This is a genomic window from Paracoccus sp. DMF, from assembly GCF_004407025.1.
GTDB classification, from domain to species: Bacteria; Pseudomonadota; Alphaproteobacteria; order Rhodobacterales; family Rhodobacteraceae; genus Paracoccus; species Paracoccus aminovorans_B.
This window is the reverse complement of the sequence record NZ_SOKV02000003.1, coordinates 97,066-112,308: the sequence shown is the minus strand read 5'-3', so window position 1 is coordinate 112,308 and position 15,243 is coordinate 97,066. Positions and strand designations below refer to the sequence as shown.

5 protein-coding genes are annotated in these 15,243 nt (G+C 70.6%); 1 reads left to right on the top strand and 4 read right to left on the bottom strand.

Annotation, left to right across the window (positions count from 1 at the left end):
* The first annotated feature begins 19 nt into the window (after positions 1 to 19).
* Positions 20 to 3,580, top strand: a complete 3,561-nt coding sequence (locus tag E3D03_RS02730) for a hypothetical protein (protein ID WP_263565701.1) — start codon at positions 20 to 22, stop codon at positions 3,578 to 3,580.
* Between the two features lie 533 nt (positions 3,581 to 4,113).
* Here E3D03_RS02730 and E3D03_RS02725 read toward each other — a convergent pair.
* The 4 genes from E3D03_RS02725 to E3D03_RS02710 form a co-directional block, all read right to left on the bottom strand.
* Positions 4,114 to 4,653: a LuxR C-terminal-related transcriptional regulator gene (locus tag E3D03_RS02725; protein WP_263565700.1), complete on the bottom strand. Its 540-nt coding sequence runs from the start codon at positions 4,651 to 4,653 to the stop codon at positions 4,114 to 4,116.
* Between the two features lie 180 nt (positions 4,654 to 4,833).
* Positions 4,834 to 6,210 carry a formylglycine-generating enzyme family protein gene (locus E3D03_RS02720; RefSeq protein ID WP_263565699.1) on the bottom strand — a complete coding sequence of 459 codons (1,377 nt, stop codon included), beginning with the start codon at positions 6,208 to 6,210 and terminating at the stop codon, positions 4,834 to 4,836.
* A gap of 6 nt (positions 6,211 to 6,216) precedes the next feature.
* Positions 6,217 to 13,653 carry an annexin gene (locus E3D03_RS02715; protein WP_263565698.1) on the bottom strand — a complete coding sequence of 2,479 codons (7,437 nt, stop codon included), beginning with the start codon at positions 13,651 to 13,653 and terminating at the stop codon, positions 6,217 to 6,219.
* Positions 13,650 to 15,242, bottom strand: coding sequence for a hypothetical protein (locus tag E3D03_RS02710; protein ID WP_263565697.1), 1,593 nt, complete (start codon positions 15,240 to 15,242; stop codon positions 13,650 to 13,652). The genes E3D03_RS02715 and E3D03_RS02710 overlap by 4 nt, the downstream gene beginning before the upstream one ends.
* Position 15,243: the final 1 nt, after the last annotated feature.

Here is a 15,243-nt window from a genome sequence, read left to right as displayed (position 1 = left end):
CAGCGCGGATTTTTCCAGCATGAATCCGATCAGCAAGCACAGGCTGGTGGCCTGCACCGCGCTTGTCCTGATCCTTTCGTTGCAACCGGGACTGGCCCAGCGGGACGACAGGGGCTGCGCGCCGGTTCCGGGCGAACGGCCCGGCGCTTGCGCATATGGCAATACCGGATCGGTGGCTTCACCCGCATTGCCGCCCGACGCGCAGCGCGATCCGGCCCGAGATCTGGGCGATCTGGGTTTTTCGATCTCGGTCGATGCAGCCCCTGCGGCGCCCCCCCGGACCATTGCCGGCCCGCCGCCGGCGCCGGACTGGCCGCAGGCGGTGGTGGATCACGATCTGGACCGGCTGGACCTGCAGGTCAGCGTCGACGGCCTGGGCGCGCGGCCGGTCCTGAACGTCTCGACCGCCGACATGCGCAGCCGCTATCGGGCGGGGCAGGCGATAGGCTTCCGCACCGCATCGAACTATCCCGGCTGGATCGCGCGGGCCGAGGTCATCGTGACCGATCCCGACCGCCCCGGCCATCCGATCGCCGTGCTGCCCGCGCGCCCGAACGGGCTGACCGAATGGGTGATGCCTGCGGATGGGCCGCAGGAACTGCTCTATGTCCTGCGGGTGCATGACCGCAGCGGGCGTTACGACGAGACCGCGCCGCTGCCGCTGACCCGCGCCTCGGCGCCGTTGGAGGGGCCGGAACTGACCGGCCCGATCACCGCGGCGGGCGAGGGCGAGGATCGCACGGCGCGCCGCACCATCCCGGTGCGCGGCGCGGTGGTCACGGTCTCGGGCCAGGATCTGCCGGCCGGTGCCCGGCTGACCGTGCTGGGCGAGGCGGTGACGCCGGACGCCGACCGGCGTTTCGTGCTGCAACGCATCCTGCCGCCGGGCGAGCATGACCTGGACATCGCCATGGGCAGCCAGTCTCAGATCCACCGCGTCACCGTGCCGCAGCGCGAGCTGTTCGCGACCGGCATCGCCGAGATCACCCTTGGCCGTGACAGCGCGACCGATGGCAACTGGCGCCACGGCCGGGTCGCGGGTTTCGTCCAAGGGGTGCTGGCCGATGGAACGAAGCTGACCGGTTCGGTCGATACGCGCGACACGGAACTGCGCGACATGTTCCGCCATGGCACCCGGCGCTTCCCCGACCAGGTGCTGCGCCAGATCGAGGATCGCGACGTCTGGGTGGCGACCGGCGACGACAGCACGGTGGAGGATCTGGCGCCAACCTCGGGGCGGCTGTTCCTGCGGCTGGAAAACGACCAGGGCCATGCGCTGTGGGGCGATTTCCGCCCCGAGGGCGACCTGGAGCGCATGGTGCGCAGCGACCGCACGCTTTACGGCGCCTCGGCCGGCTGGCAATCGCCCGAGACCGCCGCCGATGGCAGCCCGCGCGGCAGGATCAGCGCCTATGCGGCCTCGACCGACCGGCTGAGCCAGCGCGACGTGTTCCGCGGCACCGGCGGCAGCACCTATTTCCTGTCGCACCGCGACATCGAATCGGGCACCGAGACGCTGCTGGTCGAGCTGCGCGACCGGGTCTCGAACACCATCGTCTCGTCCCGGCGCCTGGCCGAGGGGCGGGACTACCGCATCGACTATGTGCAGGGCGTGGTGATCCTGAACGCGCCGCTGTCGCCCTCGGCCAGCGGGCCGGGGCTGGTCGGCGACGGCACGCTTGGCGACCGGATCGTCAATCTGGTGGCGCAATACGACTATGTTCCCGCCAATGGCGCCGGCGCCGGTGACAGCCATGGCGCGCGGGCCGAAACCTGGGTCACGCCACATCTGCGTTTCGGCGCCACGCTGGCGCAGGAAGCGGCCGGCGGGGCCGATAACCGGCTGGGCGGTGCGGACCTGTTGTGGAAGCGCAACGAGGACAGCTGGCTTTCGGCCGAGATCGCCGAAAGCGAGGGGCCGGGCTTCGGCCAGACCCTGTCGCTGACCGGCGGCCTGGATCTGGACCCGGCGAGCCCGACTGCCGGGGCCAAGGGGCTGCGGGCGCGCGGGACGCATGTCGAGGGCCGGCTGGATCTGGCCGAGATCGGCGGCGCGGGCCATGTCTCTGCCTTCTGGGACCGGCGGGACCAGGGCTTCACCGCGCCCGACTGGAACGTGACGGTGGGCCAGCGCAGCGCCGGCCTTGACGGGCAGGTCGGGATCGGCCCGGCGACCGCCCTGACCTTTGGCGCGACGCGGTTCCGCGACGATGCCGGAAAGCGCGACGACCGCGCGCGCATCGGCATCGACCACAGGCTGAGCCGCCATTGGCAGATCGAGGCTGAACTCGCGCATCGCGACCGCGCCAATCCCGGATCGCTGGTCCTGGGCGAAAACGGCCGCGGCACCGATGCCGCCGCCCGCCTGACCTGGCACCGCGACGACGACCTTTCGGCGTGGATCTTAGGCCAGGCCAGCCTGTCGCGCTTGGGCGATATGCGCAGGGACGACCGGGTCGGCGTCGGGGCCGAGGCGGCGGTCTCCGACCGCCTGCGCGCCCTGGCCGAGGTTTCGCAGGGCACCCAGGGCGCCGCCGGGCAGGCGCAGCTGACCTGGGCCGCAAGCGCGGCCGGCAGCTATACGCTGGGCTGGCGCGAGGATCCGACGCAGGTCGACAACCTCGCCAGCGGCGAACGGCGCGGCCTGACCTTCGGCGCGCAGCGGCAGATCAACCGCGCCTGGACCTATACGACCGAGACGGTCCGCAGCGGCATCGCCAGCCGCCGGTCGCTGGCCTCGACCCATGGCGTCAGCTACACGCCGGACGAACGGTGGCGCCATGATGCCGGGCTGATCACCGGGCGGGTGCTGGAACCGGACGGCACCATGATGCGGCGCAGCGGGCTGTCGCTGGGCACGCAATTCTCGAACGGAGAGGATCAGGCCGCGAAACTGCGCGGCGAATGGCGGCGCGAGCGCTCGGACGATCCGCTGCGGCTGGCCGCGCGCCGGAGCTGGATGGTCACGGGCGAGTTCACCTGGCGCACCGGTGACGACTGGCGCCTGGTGGGCGCGCTGGATGCGGTGATCTCGCGGGGCGAGGACGAGTTGCGCGACGGCCGCTATGTCGAGGCGATGCTGGGCTATGCCTATCGCCCCATCGACAGCGACCGGCTGAACGCGCTGCTGAGCTATACCTACCTCGAGGACCTGCCGGGCGCGGATCAGGTCAATATCGACGGTAAGACCGACGGGCCGCGCCAGCGCAGCCATATCCTGAACGCCGCCTTCAGCTATGATCTCGACCAGCGCTGGACGCTGGGCGGCAAATACGGCTTCCGCATGCGCCGCCAGGCGGACCGCGACCGTTCGGATCAGGTGACATCGACCGCGCATCTGGCGGTGCTGCGGGCGGATTATCGCATCGTGCATCTGTGGGACGCGATGGCCGAGCTTCGCGTGCTTCACGCGCCGCGCGCCTCGATGACGGAATACGGCGCGCTGCTGGCCGTCTACCGCGAGATCGGCCCGAACGCGCGGATCGGCCTCGGCTACGCCTGGGGCGGGGTGTCGGATGATCTGCGCGGGGTGGAGCCTGCCAAGCGCGGGGTGTTCGTGAACCTGATCGGCAAGTTCTGAGGCGCGGAGCGCAGGTTTCCCCAGAAGGCCGTGACCTAGCCTCGGGGGCGATGAGTGTTTTCCGGCGAGCCTCCGGTTCGCTGGCAGCACTGCCCCGATTTATCGATACCGGGCTGCGCGGCGCTGACGGTATAGCCGACCGACCGGAACAGGATCGCATCTTGCTAGGGGCCGCATGTGCATCGCGCCATTGCCGCAAGGCAATTCAAAGCCACCGCAACGTCTGGCCAGCGGCAGGTTCCAAGCCGACTTCCTGCGTTTCTGGCCTGCACGATCCGGCGCGATCTGGCCGGGATCGAATCACCAGGAACGCCGATGGTGGTGCCCCAGGCCGCGGCCGGGACGTGGATTCGCCTGATGGACCTGAGCCGGCGGCGGCCATCGAACTCGAAACATGCGCCACGGCCCGCGGTAGGGGCCATCGGGCAAAGCCTGGTCATCGGCCAAGCCAGCGCATCGCGCAAGACGCCGACCTGTGCCGAACTGCCCATGCGCCACGCCGCGCCTCGGGCCGGTCCATGCCTGATCCGGCGCTATTTCGCCGCCATCGCCTCGCCGGCGCCGCGCAGCATCGCCGCCGCTTCGACCCGGTTCTGCACGTTCAGCTTCACGATGATATTGTGGACATGGTTCTTGATGGTCGGCACCTCAAGGCCGAGTTGGCGCGCGATCAGCTTGTTCGACAGGCTGTCGGTCAGAAGCGACAGGATCTGGTATTCGCGGCTTGAAAGCTTGGTCAGCCGCTGCACCTCGCGTTCGCGCAGCGAGATCTGCAGAAGGTGTTCCTGCAGCAACCGGCTGATCCGGGGCGGGCAGACCAGATCGCCGCGCAGCGTGGCCTGGATGATGGTCACCAGGTCGTCGATCGATTGGTCCACGGTGACGCAGGCCGCCGCTCCGGCCTCGACCGAGGCCAGCAGCGCACATTCGTCCCGGTCCAGCCCCAGCGCCACGACCGGCTTGCCCCGGGCGGCGGCGAAGGCCGCCCGGACGCCTGCCGCCGGGTCGCCGGACTGGCTGGCACGCACATCGACAAGCACGGTATCGACCCGTTCCAGCGCGCCGCCATCCATGCAGCCCGGACCGTCGCATGCCAGGATGGCGTGGATTTCCGAACGGTCGGAGAGCGCTTTCTGAAGCCCCTCCCGGTAAATGCGATGTTCAATGCAAAGCAGTAACGAGAACCGATCCATACCAAGTAATCTCCTGTTCAGGAGGACGCCATGGGCAGTGCAATCAATCACAGGGAAATATCATAACACGAAGATCAACCGGTGGCTTCGAGATTCTGACGCCGGGGAAGGCAACCGGTTGGCCGGCACCGGCGATGCCGCGCCGCCGGCGATCAGGGGCGGCTTGCCGGGGCCGGGGTCCAGCCATTCGCCGGGGCCGTGGATCAGGCCGGACAGACCCAGGGGCGAAAGGTCGGTGGGCTTTGCGGCATTCATGCCCCAGGGATATCGCCGGCCGTCGGCGCCGCGCGCGGCCATTTCCCATTGGTCGGGCGTCGGCAGGCGTCCACCCAGCCGCCGCGCCTCGGCCTGTGCGGCGGCCAGGGGAACGGCCGGGCGCGGCAGGCTGTCGATATAGAAGCCGCGCTCAAGCGTGACCCGATGCGGCGGGTTCGGCACGGTGCCGCGCGGCGCCAGCGCCGTGCCCAGCCGGTAGGTGCCGGGCGGCACCCAGGTCAGCAGGGCGCCATCGGCAAGGGCCGGCCCGGCGGGACCGAGGATTACGCCGGGCGCCGGTGGCGGCGGGGTGCCGACCGGCAGCGGCTGGCTCAGCGCCGCGGCCGTGTCGCGCAGGCCCGGCGGCAGGTGGTCGGGATCGCCGTCCAGAACCGCCTCGACGCCGGGCGGAAGCGCCTTGCCCGGCGGCCCGCCAAGGCGCACCAGCACGGCGTCGCGCAGCGCGAGGATCATCCGGGCCTCGTCATGGGTCACGCCCTCGGATTTCGTCTCGGGCAGGCGGATGCGGGCAACGGCGCCGGCAAGAGGGGCCAAGCGCAAGCTGCCGGCGGCCAGCATCGCGGTGACGGCGATCTCCCAATCGGGGTCGGTCAGCGCGCGGGCCAGCGCGCCTTCGACTCGGGCCGGGCCGGCCGGGCGGTCGCGCATCCACCAGCGCATGATCTGGAGCTTTTCCCGGCGCCAGCCGGGAAGCGCGAACAGCGCGGCAGCCGAATGCGTGGGCAACGAACCCGCGCCAAGCCGGTCGAGCAAGGCCAGGGCCTGCTCGGCGATCGCCGGCTCCGGATCCGCGACCAGCGCCAGGGCGCAGACCGCGGCGATATGCGCATCGGCGCCTTCGGCCGCTTGCAGGGCCGCCAGCCGGTCCAGGGCATCCGCCGAGCGGGCAAGGCCGATGATCTCGTCGGGCGGCATGAGGGCGAGGCCGTCCGGCACGAAGCCGCCCTGGCTGCGGCGCAGGACCAGGTTGCGGGTCGCAAGGTCGCGCAGCAGCCACAGCGTCGCGCCGCCACTGCGCCACGCGACCGGGCCCGGATCGACCGGCGGGTCCAGCGGCGACCAGCCCGCGGCCCGCAGGCGCCGTGCGACCGCGTTCCAATCCAGGGCGCGCGTCAGCACCTGCGGGGTCGTCGGGTCCGGGGCGGGGGGCGGGCTGGGCATCGGTCTTTACCATTCAAGCTTGAAATGGCCTTGCAGCAAGGCCGCGACGATGGCGCGCTGCGAGGTGAGCGTTTCCTGCGTCACCGGGTCCACCGTCCCCAGTGGCAGGACAAGAGACCGGCCGGTCTTGATGTCGACGATGACAATGGGGTCGGAGCTGGTGCCCGGTTCCATCACCATCTTCATGTCGTCGCCCGCGGCCAAGCGCACCGGAATGATGCGCTCGGTGACGTTGACCCCTTCCTGAAGGAACTTGGCTTCGAATGGCCCCAGCGCCTCGAGGCCGTCGCCCAGCAGATACGCCCGCTGTCTGGAATCGGCGCGGAAGATGTCGCGCAGGACCGCCAGTGCCTCGGGGTCGGTCAGCCTCTGCCAGTTGGCCAGCCACGACCGGATTTCATTGATCGGAGTCTGGCTGCCCGTCAGATCGTCGGGCAGCGTGTTCAGCGCAAAGTCCATGACCGCATCGCGAAAGACTTCGGGCGACTGATGCGCAGCATCGCGCAGCCTGGCCATGATCGGGCCCGGATCGTCCGCAACATTCAGGAACCCCAGAAGATTGCTCACCTCGGGCGCAAGATCGCTGCGTTCGAAGCCGTGCTGCTCGCGCAGCCAGATGCTTTCGAACCTGACCTTTGACCGGACATGCTCGGGCAGGCGCCGCATCACCTCGTCGAAGACGTTGCGTCTGATGTCGGCGATGCCGCCGCCGCCCATGATGACGTCGACGACGACGAAGCGATAGGAGTCCTGCGACCCGTCGCCGATGGCGTCCATGATGGCCTTGACCAGATGGGGGCCGCGCTGGCCTTGGACGCCCTCGAACCCTTCCGGTTTGGGCTGTTCGAATTCGCTCAGGGGCTTCTTGCGTCCCTTCAGGTCCGGAGCCTTGGGAACCGTCCTGGTCGGGAAGCCGGGTCCGAGCGATTCGATCAGGAACGCGCCGCCACGCTCGACCCCCAGAACCAGGTCGGGTTTGAACGCGCTGATGAACTGGCGCACTTGTTCCATCGCCTCGATGTTTTGCTGAAGGATGCTGCGCTCGAACATGCCTTCCAGCCTGTCGGAGGTTCCGGGGGCTTCGATCTCGCCCCGGGCGATCCATTTCGTCTCGCGCGATGCGGGCCGCCGGCCATGCAATCCCTCGCTGAAGGGCAGGTGCTGGAGCAGGGTCCGGGCCTTCTCGGAGCCTTGCCCATCCAGCCCTGCAAGCGCGTCGCGCAGGCGTGGCACCTCGCCGGCTTTCACCTGGTCCAGCGACAGTCTTCCGGCCCGGACATCGGCCATGGCCTCGTCCAGGGCCGCGTTGAATTCCTGGATTTTTGCCAGCCTGGCCTGAAGCGCGTCGTAGCGGTCAAATTCGGGAATGCCCGCCCGAGAGGCATCCGCATGCGCGAACCTCAGCGCCAGATCCGTGTCGGCCATGATCTTGCCGAGCAGTTCGGTCATCTCGTGCATGGCGTCGATTTCCGCCTTGCGCCACTCGAACAGCGCGAGGCTTCGGCCTGCATCGTCGCCGGCAGCGGGTCTTGGTGGGCTGGTTATCCACTCGAGCGTCTCGTCGAACATGCGCATGGTCTGCTCCGGGCCCGTGTCCGCGACCTTCGCCATGGTCTCGATGAAACGTCTGACGCGCTCGGGCAGCTGTTCGGCCCGCAGGCGGTCCAGCTGGTCCTGCCGGCTTTTGACGCGCGCGTCGAGGTCAGCCGCCCTGGCCTGCAACAATTCGGCGAATGTCGTGCCTCGCACCTGATCGACCGCGCTGGCCGCGCGCAGCGCGAATTCCGCGTTGCGTTGCCGCAGGCTGGCCAGAAAATTGACCACCGCCTCCTGGTCGGCGTGTCGGGCAATGGCAAAAAGCGTGTCCACCGCCCTGGGATTCACTCTTTCCGGCAGATCGCCTTTCAGCAATTTCTTGGCTGCTTCCTCTGCTTCGGCATCGCCCGCATCTTCGGCCGCGACGAAACCCCGCCCCTGCTGCGCCGCCAAGCGGGGGTCCGCAAGGATCAGCCGGTGGCGCAGAAGCTGGGCGTCCAGCCAGCGCACCTCGGCCTGCGCCCGCAGGGCCGCATCCGCAGACGAGCCGGCCCTGGCCAGCGCGTCCATGCGTTCGTGGATGATCGCCGGCAGCTTGGCCAGCTCAAGCTGCGCCTCCCACCCGCGCGAGCCGACGGTCAGGCCGGTGGCATTGGCGCCGTGGATCAGGTCGTGCAGGACGCGGCGGACATTGCCCAGCACCCCCATGTATTTCTGCATCGCATGGATCGTCCCGGCATGCAGCGCCACGTCCAGCGCCGTCGCGCCCGGCCCGACCCGGACATCGACGCCGACGATGCGGTTGCCGATGCGCAGGGGCTCGACATGGACGGAGCGGCCCGGCAGGTCGGGGTCGGGGGTGACGAAGGTGCCCTGGCGGATCAGCTCGGGCAGCACCGCCCGCATCGCCTCGACGCGCGGCGCGTCCGGGTCCGGGCGGGCTTCCGCCTCCGGGCTGCCTGCGGGCCGCGCCATCTCCGGCCCGTCGCCGGCGGGCCGGCGCGCGGCTGCCTCGGCCGCCTCGACCGAGGCGCGGATTTCCTGCATCAGGCCGCTCTGCTCGATCTCGGCCCGGGTCTTGCGGCCCTGCGGCGAGGCCAGGAAATCGGCCATCGAGGCGTCCGGGTTCTCGTGCCGGAACGCCTCGAAATGGTCGCCGATGATCCGGTTCAACTCGCGCACGCGCCCGATATTGCCCGGCTCGAACAGCGCGGAATGGCCCATGCGGAACAGCCCGCCACCCGCCGTCATGGAAAGATCCAGCGTGCGGCTCATCGCCACCGATTGCAAAAGCCCCATGCCGGTGCCGGTCAGGAAATTCGCCAGCGGATCGCCCTTCCACATATTGTCGTCGGCCATGGTCTGGATCACCGTCGAGGGCAACGAGGAGGCCGCATCCTCGATCCCCTCGGCGGCGAAGCGGGCGACCGCGCGCTCGACCCCCTCGCGGGTGGGCGCGATGGCGCGACCGGCGCGGGCGACCAGGCCGCTGCCTTCCAGACCGGCCAGCCGCTGCGCCAGGCCCGTCCTGCCGATCCGGCCGGCAAGCGCGGGCAGCCTGGTGCCGCGCACCAGGCTCTTGATCGGTCCCAGGATCTTGGTGCCCATGCCGGCGGTCGCGGCCGACATCGCCGCATCGACCACGCCGACCGCCGCGTCGATGGCGAAGTCCTGCGTGCCATAGGCGCCGCCCTTGATCAGCAGCTTCGTCGCCATCGTCGCGACGGTGGCATAGAGCGAGGCGAGCACCGCCACCATGATCGGCCCCGCGGTGCCGGCCGTGGCCACGGTAATCAGCGCCGCCACCACCAGCCCGACGACGATCCCGACGATCTGGGAGGCCATGTCGGTGACGCTGTCGATGCGGCGGCGGTGATCCTCGACCGCCGCCTGCACCCGCTCGACGCGGAAGTCGAGCTCCTCGCCCAGCTGCGCGCGCTCCTCGCGGGCCTCGTCGGTGTCGGGCCAGTTGGTTCGCAGCAGGCCCGCCTTCAACTCTTGCAGGCGGCCCAGCTCGGACTGCATCCACGCCGCCTCGTGCCCCGCCGCGGCGCCGCCCAGGACGCCGGTCAGCTGGTTCGCCTCGCGGTCGACCCGGCGTTCTTCCTGGGCGATCGCCTCCAGCGCGCTGGTCGGCTTGCCATGGTCGTACATGTCGAGCACGTCCGACAGGTCGCGGCCGTCCAGCTCGTCGACCAGCATGTCGCGGAACTTCTTGCCGGGGTGGCGCTTTTCCCATTGCGCGGCCAGCACGTCCAGCTCGGCCTTGGTCATGCTGCCGACCACGCGGCGCACCACCTCCTCGTCGGTGCCGGCGGTGCGGGTGGCGTATTCGATCTCTTGCAGGGGGTCCAGGCGGCCGCCCTGTTCCAGCATGTTGCGGGCCTTGTTGCGGTCCTCGCCCGACATGTTGACTTCGACGACATATTCCAGCGGCCAGAAATACTTGTCCTGATAGACCTGCTTCAGGCTGTCCATCGACAGGCGGCTGTCCTGCTGGGCGCCGTCCTGGATCTCTTTCTCCATCTGGCGTTCCAGCGCCATGCGCTGGCGCGAGATCTCTTCCTCGCTGACGCCGGGCTTGTGGCGCAGCTCGTCCACCAGCCGCCGGACCCGCATGTTGCGCGCCGGCCCCTCGTCCAGCCGCCGCGCTTCCAGCGCGCGTTCGTATTGCGAGCGCAGCACCGCGTTGATGCGGTCGTCCGAGGCATAGAAGCCGGTGCGCTCGATCTCGATCCGGGCGGCGTCGGCCCTGATCAGGTCGTTGTCCTGCAGCGCATTGGCAAGGTCCAGCTCGGCCCCGCTCAGCTCGGACCTGAAGGCGCGGCGCAGCACGGTCGTGCCTTCCAGGCCGGGGGCATTGTATTGCTCGACATCGGCGTAGCGCTCGCCGAATTTCTTCTCGATCAGCGCCAGGCGGCGGCGGACCTCGGCCTCCATCTCCTGCGAGGTCCAGTTCTGGCCCTTCGCCATGGCCAGAACCTCGGTCCGCACCCGGTTCTGCACCTCTTCGATGCGCTTCTCGTCGGTGCCGGTGCTGATGATGCCGCCGCGCATCGCCTCGTCGAACTCGATGGCATCGGCCAGTTCGTTGTCGCCCGCCAGCAGCGCGTTCGCCTGGGCGATCTCGTTGCCGTCCGACAGGTCGCCCTTCAGGTCCGCGTCCAGCGAGACGCCGTACATGCGCAGGTATTCCGCGCGGATCGCCTCGCGCTCGGCCTCGGACTTGTTGCGCAGCGTGCGCATGATCGTGGCCTCATCGGTGCCAAGACCCGCCATGGCGTCGTGCAGCGCGATGGCATCGGCCTTGGCCTGCTTGCCTTCCAGCTCGGCCATGGCCTGGTCCAGTTCCTCGCCGCCCATCTCGCTTTCCAGGTCGCTGTCGAGATCGCTGTCGAAGATGGCCCGGTACATCTTGCGCACCACCGCGCCCTGCAGCGCGGTCATCGAGCGCAGGCTGTCATAGATGCGCTGCTCGTCCGTGCCCCATTGGTCCATCGCCGCATGGACGTTCTGCGCGATCCGCGCCGCGTCGAATCCCGCGCCCTGCGTGCGCGCGACTTCGTTCAGCTTGTTGGCCGTGGCATGGTCCCCGCCCGAGACCGGCATCGCGATCAGCGCGGCCTCGAACTTCTCGTTTGCCCCGACCTGGTGGTCGCGGGTCAGGTTGTCGCTCAGCCGGTCGGCGGCGAAGTCCAGCGGATGCTTGCCCTTGGCCTTGTTGTAGAAGGTCCCGAAGGCGGCCTTCTGGGCGTCGGTCATCTGGTTGATCTGCTGCGCGGTGTTCTGGTCGACCTCCTTGGCCAGCGCCTTGGCGGCCAGTTCGGCGCCCAGAAGGTCGTCGGCAATGGCCTTGGCGTTCTCGCGGCCGCGCCGCACGCGCCATTGCTCGTTGACGTCCTTGGCCTGGCTCAGCCAGCGCCTGATACGGGCGACGAAACGCTCCCACCAGCTCTTGCCGGCCAGGATCTTCTCCTCGGCCCAGTGCCGCGCGGCCTCGATCCCGGCCGAGCCCGCGCCCTCGATCGCCTTGCGATTGCTGTCCGTGGTGGCGGCGGCCAAGGCCAGCGCCTTGCGGAAATGCTCGGTCGCCGCCTTGATCTGCTGGTCCGACCACAGCCGGATCTGCACCGACATGTCGGCCAGGGCCTGTTCGCGCGGCTTGTCGGCCTGGTTGCGCTCGGCGCGCGGCGGTGCCGGCGTCATCACCTGGTAGATTTCGCGTTGCGCCAGCGTGCGATAGGCATCCTGCTGCTCACCCCGCGCCGTGGTCAGCTCGGCCTGCCGCTTGTCGCCGGCGCGCTGGTAATGGGTAATCTGCGTGGTCACATGCTCGCGGAACCAGGCGACGATCCGGTCGCGGCGGGCATGGACGACGCCGGGGTCGTTCTCGCCCGCGACGGCCGTCTGGCGGCGCAGCGTCTCCTCCTCGGCCGCCTCGGCCGCGCCGGCGATGGCGTCCGAGGTCTTCTGCCCCTCCTCGGCGACGGTCTTCCTGGTCTCGTCGGCCTGCTTGCCGACGGTGGCGGGGGCCTTGGTCTTGGCCTCGTCCAGTTCCTTGCGGCGCTTGGCGACCATCTCGTCAAGCTCGGCGCCGCTGATCCCGGCGGCATCGGCGATATCCCTCAGATCGCCGGTCAGGGCGGTCTCGAGCCCGTCCAGCATCTCGGCGCCGATATCGGGAAAGTTCTTGAACAGCGCCTCGCGCGCAAAGGCGTTCTTGCGCAGGCGGACCAGGATGTCGGTGGCGCTGGCACGGGTGTTGGCCATCAGCCGGGCGACCAGTTCGCCGATCCTGGCGCGGTTCTCGGGCGTGGTGCCCTCGGCCTTGAACGGGCCGATATCGGGGGCGATGACCGCCGGGCCGCGCCCCTTGCGGTCGGGCGCGTCGCCGGTCCGGGTCAGCGTTTCCAGCGCCATCCGCACGCGCCGCTGTTCCGGGGTCTCCTTCTGGTTCTTGACGTCCTCGGCCGAGGCGCCGGGCGGAAGCTGGGCCAGCGTCTTGGCCGCGGGGGTGATGAGAACCTGGAACAGGTCGGGATCGACCGGGCGGACGCCCAGCGGCGGCATGGTGCCGCCGATCTTCTGTCCCTCGATCTCGCGCTCGGGCGAGGCGTTCAGCGCAATCGTCTGCTGGTCCGGCAGATGCTTGCCCGAGGCGGCGAGCACCTTCTGCGTGTGCTCGGGAACCGGGTTCGGCGGCGGCGGGGCGGGCGGGGTGGTGTCGATCTCGGGCGGCTTCGGCACGGTCTCGACGGCGTCCCTGGTCATCCCGTCGCGCGCCGCCGCATTGCGCTTTTGCGCCCCGGCCCCGAGTTTTGCCAGCCGGGCCGCGCCCTCCTGCGGCACCTTGACGTCGGGGGGCGGGATCGCGGCGCCAGTGGCGCGGACCTGCCCCTGCCAGCGCCGGACGATGGCGCCGGGCGACGGCCCCTCGGTTTCGCCCGATGCGGGGGCGGGCGGCGCGCCTGCGGCCTTCGGTGCGGCCTCGGGCGGGGCGGTCGGCGGCGCGGCCTCGGGCAGGGGCGTTCCGCCCTGGGGGAATGCGGGCATCGGCACCGGCCCGGTCGCGCGCGGCTTGTCCTCGCCCTTCAGCAGCGCCGCGTCCGAGCCGCCGGGCAGGGCGGCGGGCGGGCGGGGCGTGCCCAGCGGATCGGTGGCTGTGTCGGCAGCGTCGCCGGTCGGCGGCGGCACCTCCGGCGGCGGCTTTGCGGGCGGGTCGCGCTGGCCCGCGGCCGACCCGCGGCTGGTGGCTTCGAGCATGTCCAGCAGGATGATCGACAGTTCGGTCCAACGGTCCTCGTCCGGCACGAGGCTGGACGCGCCGCGGCGCGCAGGCGTCTGGCGGCGCGGCGCCGGGGTGGGCGGCGCGGTTTTTGCGGTGGGCGGGGCGAAGCTGCGGGTCATCCTGCCCAGTCCTCCTCGGCCGAGCCGAATGCGACGACCAGCCGCTTGTCGAGCCAGGGCAGAAGGCCGGGGTCGGCGTCCAGCCCGGCGCGGCGGATGTCGAAATCGACCGCCTCGGGCGGCAGGCGGACCCGGATCAGGCGGGGTCCGACCTCGACCTCGCCCGTGATGCCCAAAAGCGCCGTCAATGCCGGCGTATCGAGCGGCCGGCCGATCAGGCTCTCCAGCGTGGCGATCAGCACCGCCGCGGCCCATTCGGGCAGGTGCCAGGCGCCGTCCTCGGCCAGGGCGGCGCGGCAGGTCTCGATCCGGGGGGGCACATCGGCTCCGGCCAATGCGCGGGCGGCGGCGGTGACGGTCGCGCAGAATTCGTGCCGCGCCCAGTCCGGGACCGGGCCAAGCGGCGCGGGGCGGCGCGGAAACTCGGGCGCCAGCGCAGCCGAGGTGGGATCGTCCGGCGCCCCGCTGATGGTGGCGAGCATGGCCGACAGCGCCGCGCCCTCGGCCACGCCGATGCGCCACAGCGCCTCGGGCATGCCCAGGCGCATCGCCAAGGTCACGAGATAGGCGAGGCCGCCCCAGCAGGTCGGCAGGGCGGCAGAGGGCGCTTCCGCTTCGGTGTGGGTCCGCTCGGGCAGCGGCGTGGTGTCTCGGTCCGGGATGGTCCGGCGGGTCGGGACCGATTCCTCGGAGTGCGGGGCGGGAGGGTCTGCGGGCCGGTGCGGGACAGGAATCTCTGCGGCCCGCGCGGCTGAGGGATTGGTCGCCATGGATGGCCCGGGGCTCGCGTCGGGATGCGGTGCGCTGCCGGGCGGGCGCGCAAGGATCGGCGCATGATCTTCGGAGTGCTGCTGCGGCGGCATTCCGTCGCGCAAAGGCCGCGTGGGCTCAGCATGTTCGGTCGGCTGCTGATACGCGGGCGGATCCTGCGCGGGGTCGGCGTCGGCTTGATGTCCCGGATGCGGCGTGCCTGTCCGTTCCACGACAGCCAGGATCTTGGCGCGGATGGCTGCCGGCAAAGCCGCCGCGCAGCGGGCGGCGAGCCTATGCAGCACGGGCGGCGGCAGGCCCGAAATCACCGCGTCCAGGACGCCCGCCTCGGCACAGTGGACCAGTGTTTCGGCCGCCACCTCGGCCGGCTCGTCCAGCAGTTTCCCGGCCAGGGCGGGCAGGGTGTCGATGCGGCCCTCGGGGCCCGGCGCGTGCCGCAGCGCGGCGATCAGCGCGGCACCGTGCCAGGCGCCCGGCGTCGGCCAGATCCGCACCTCGGCCTCGGCGGGCAGCGGGTCCGCGCGCGGCTGCGCGACGACGGCGATGTCGCGGATATGGGCGGCGAGATCCTGGCCGATCTGCCGCGCGAGTCCCGCGGCGTCGCGGATCTCGGGGCCGATGCGCAGGCGCAGCCTCAGGTTGCGGATGCGGATGACGGCCGCCGCGCCATAGGCGGCGTCGAGCTCGCCCGCCAGCGCATCCAGCACGGCGGGCAGGAACTGCCGCTCGACGACCTTCCGGACCGCGCCGGCGCGGGGCTGCGCGCCGTCGGGAAGGTGCAACGAAAGCGCAAGCGAGCCGACGGTCAGCGCGCCCATG

Excerpts from the sequence above, each read along its gene's own strand:
- E3D03_RS02730 (WP_263565701.1), top strand. The coding sequence starts at position 20 with ATGAATCCGATCAGCAAGCACAGGCTGGTGGCCTGCACCGCGCTTGTC.
- E3D03_RS02725 (WP_263565700.1), bottom strand. The coding sequence starts at position 4,653 with ATGGATGGCGGCGCGCTGGAACGGGTCGATACCGTGCTTGTCGATGTG.
- E3D03_RS02720 (WP_263565699.1), bottom strand. The coding sequence starts at position 6,210 with ATGCCCAGCCCGCCCCCCGCCCCGGACCCGACGACCCCGCAGGTGCTG.
- E3D03_RS02715 (WP_263565698.1), bottom strand. The coding sequence starts at position 13,653 with ATGACCCGCAGCTTCGCCCCGCCCACCGCAAAAACCGCGCCGCCCACC.
- E3D03_RS02710 (WP_263565697.1), bottom strand. The coding sequence starts at position 15,242 with ATGGGCGCGCTGACCGTCGGCTCGCTTGCGCTTTCGTTGCACCTTCCC.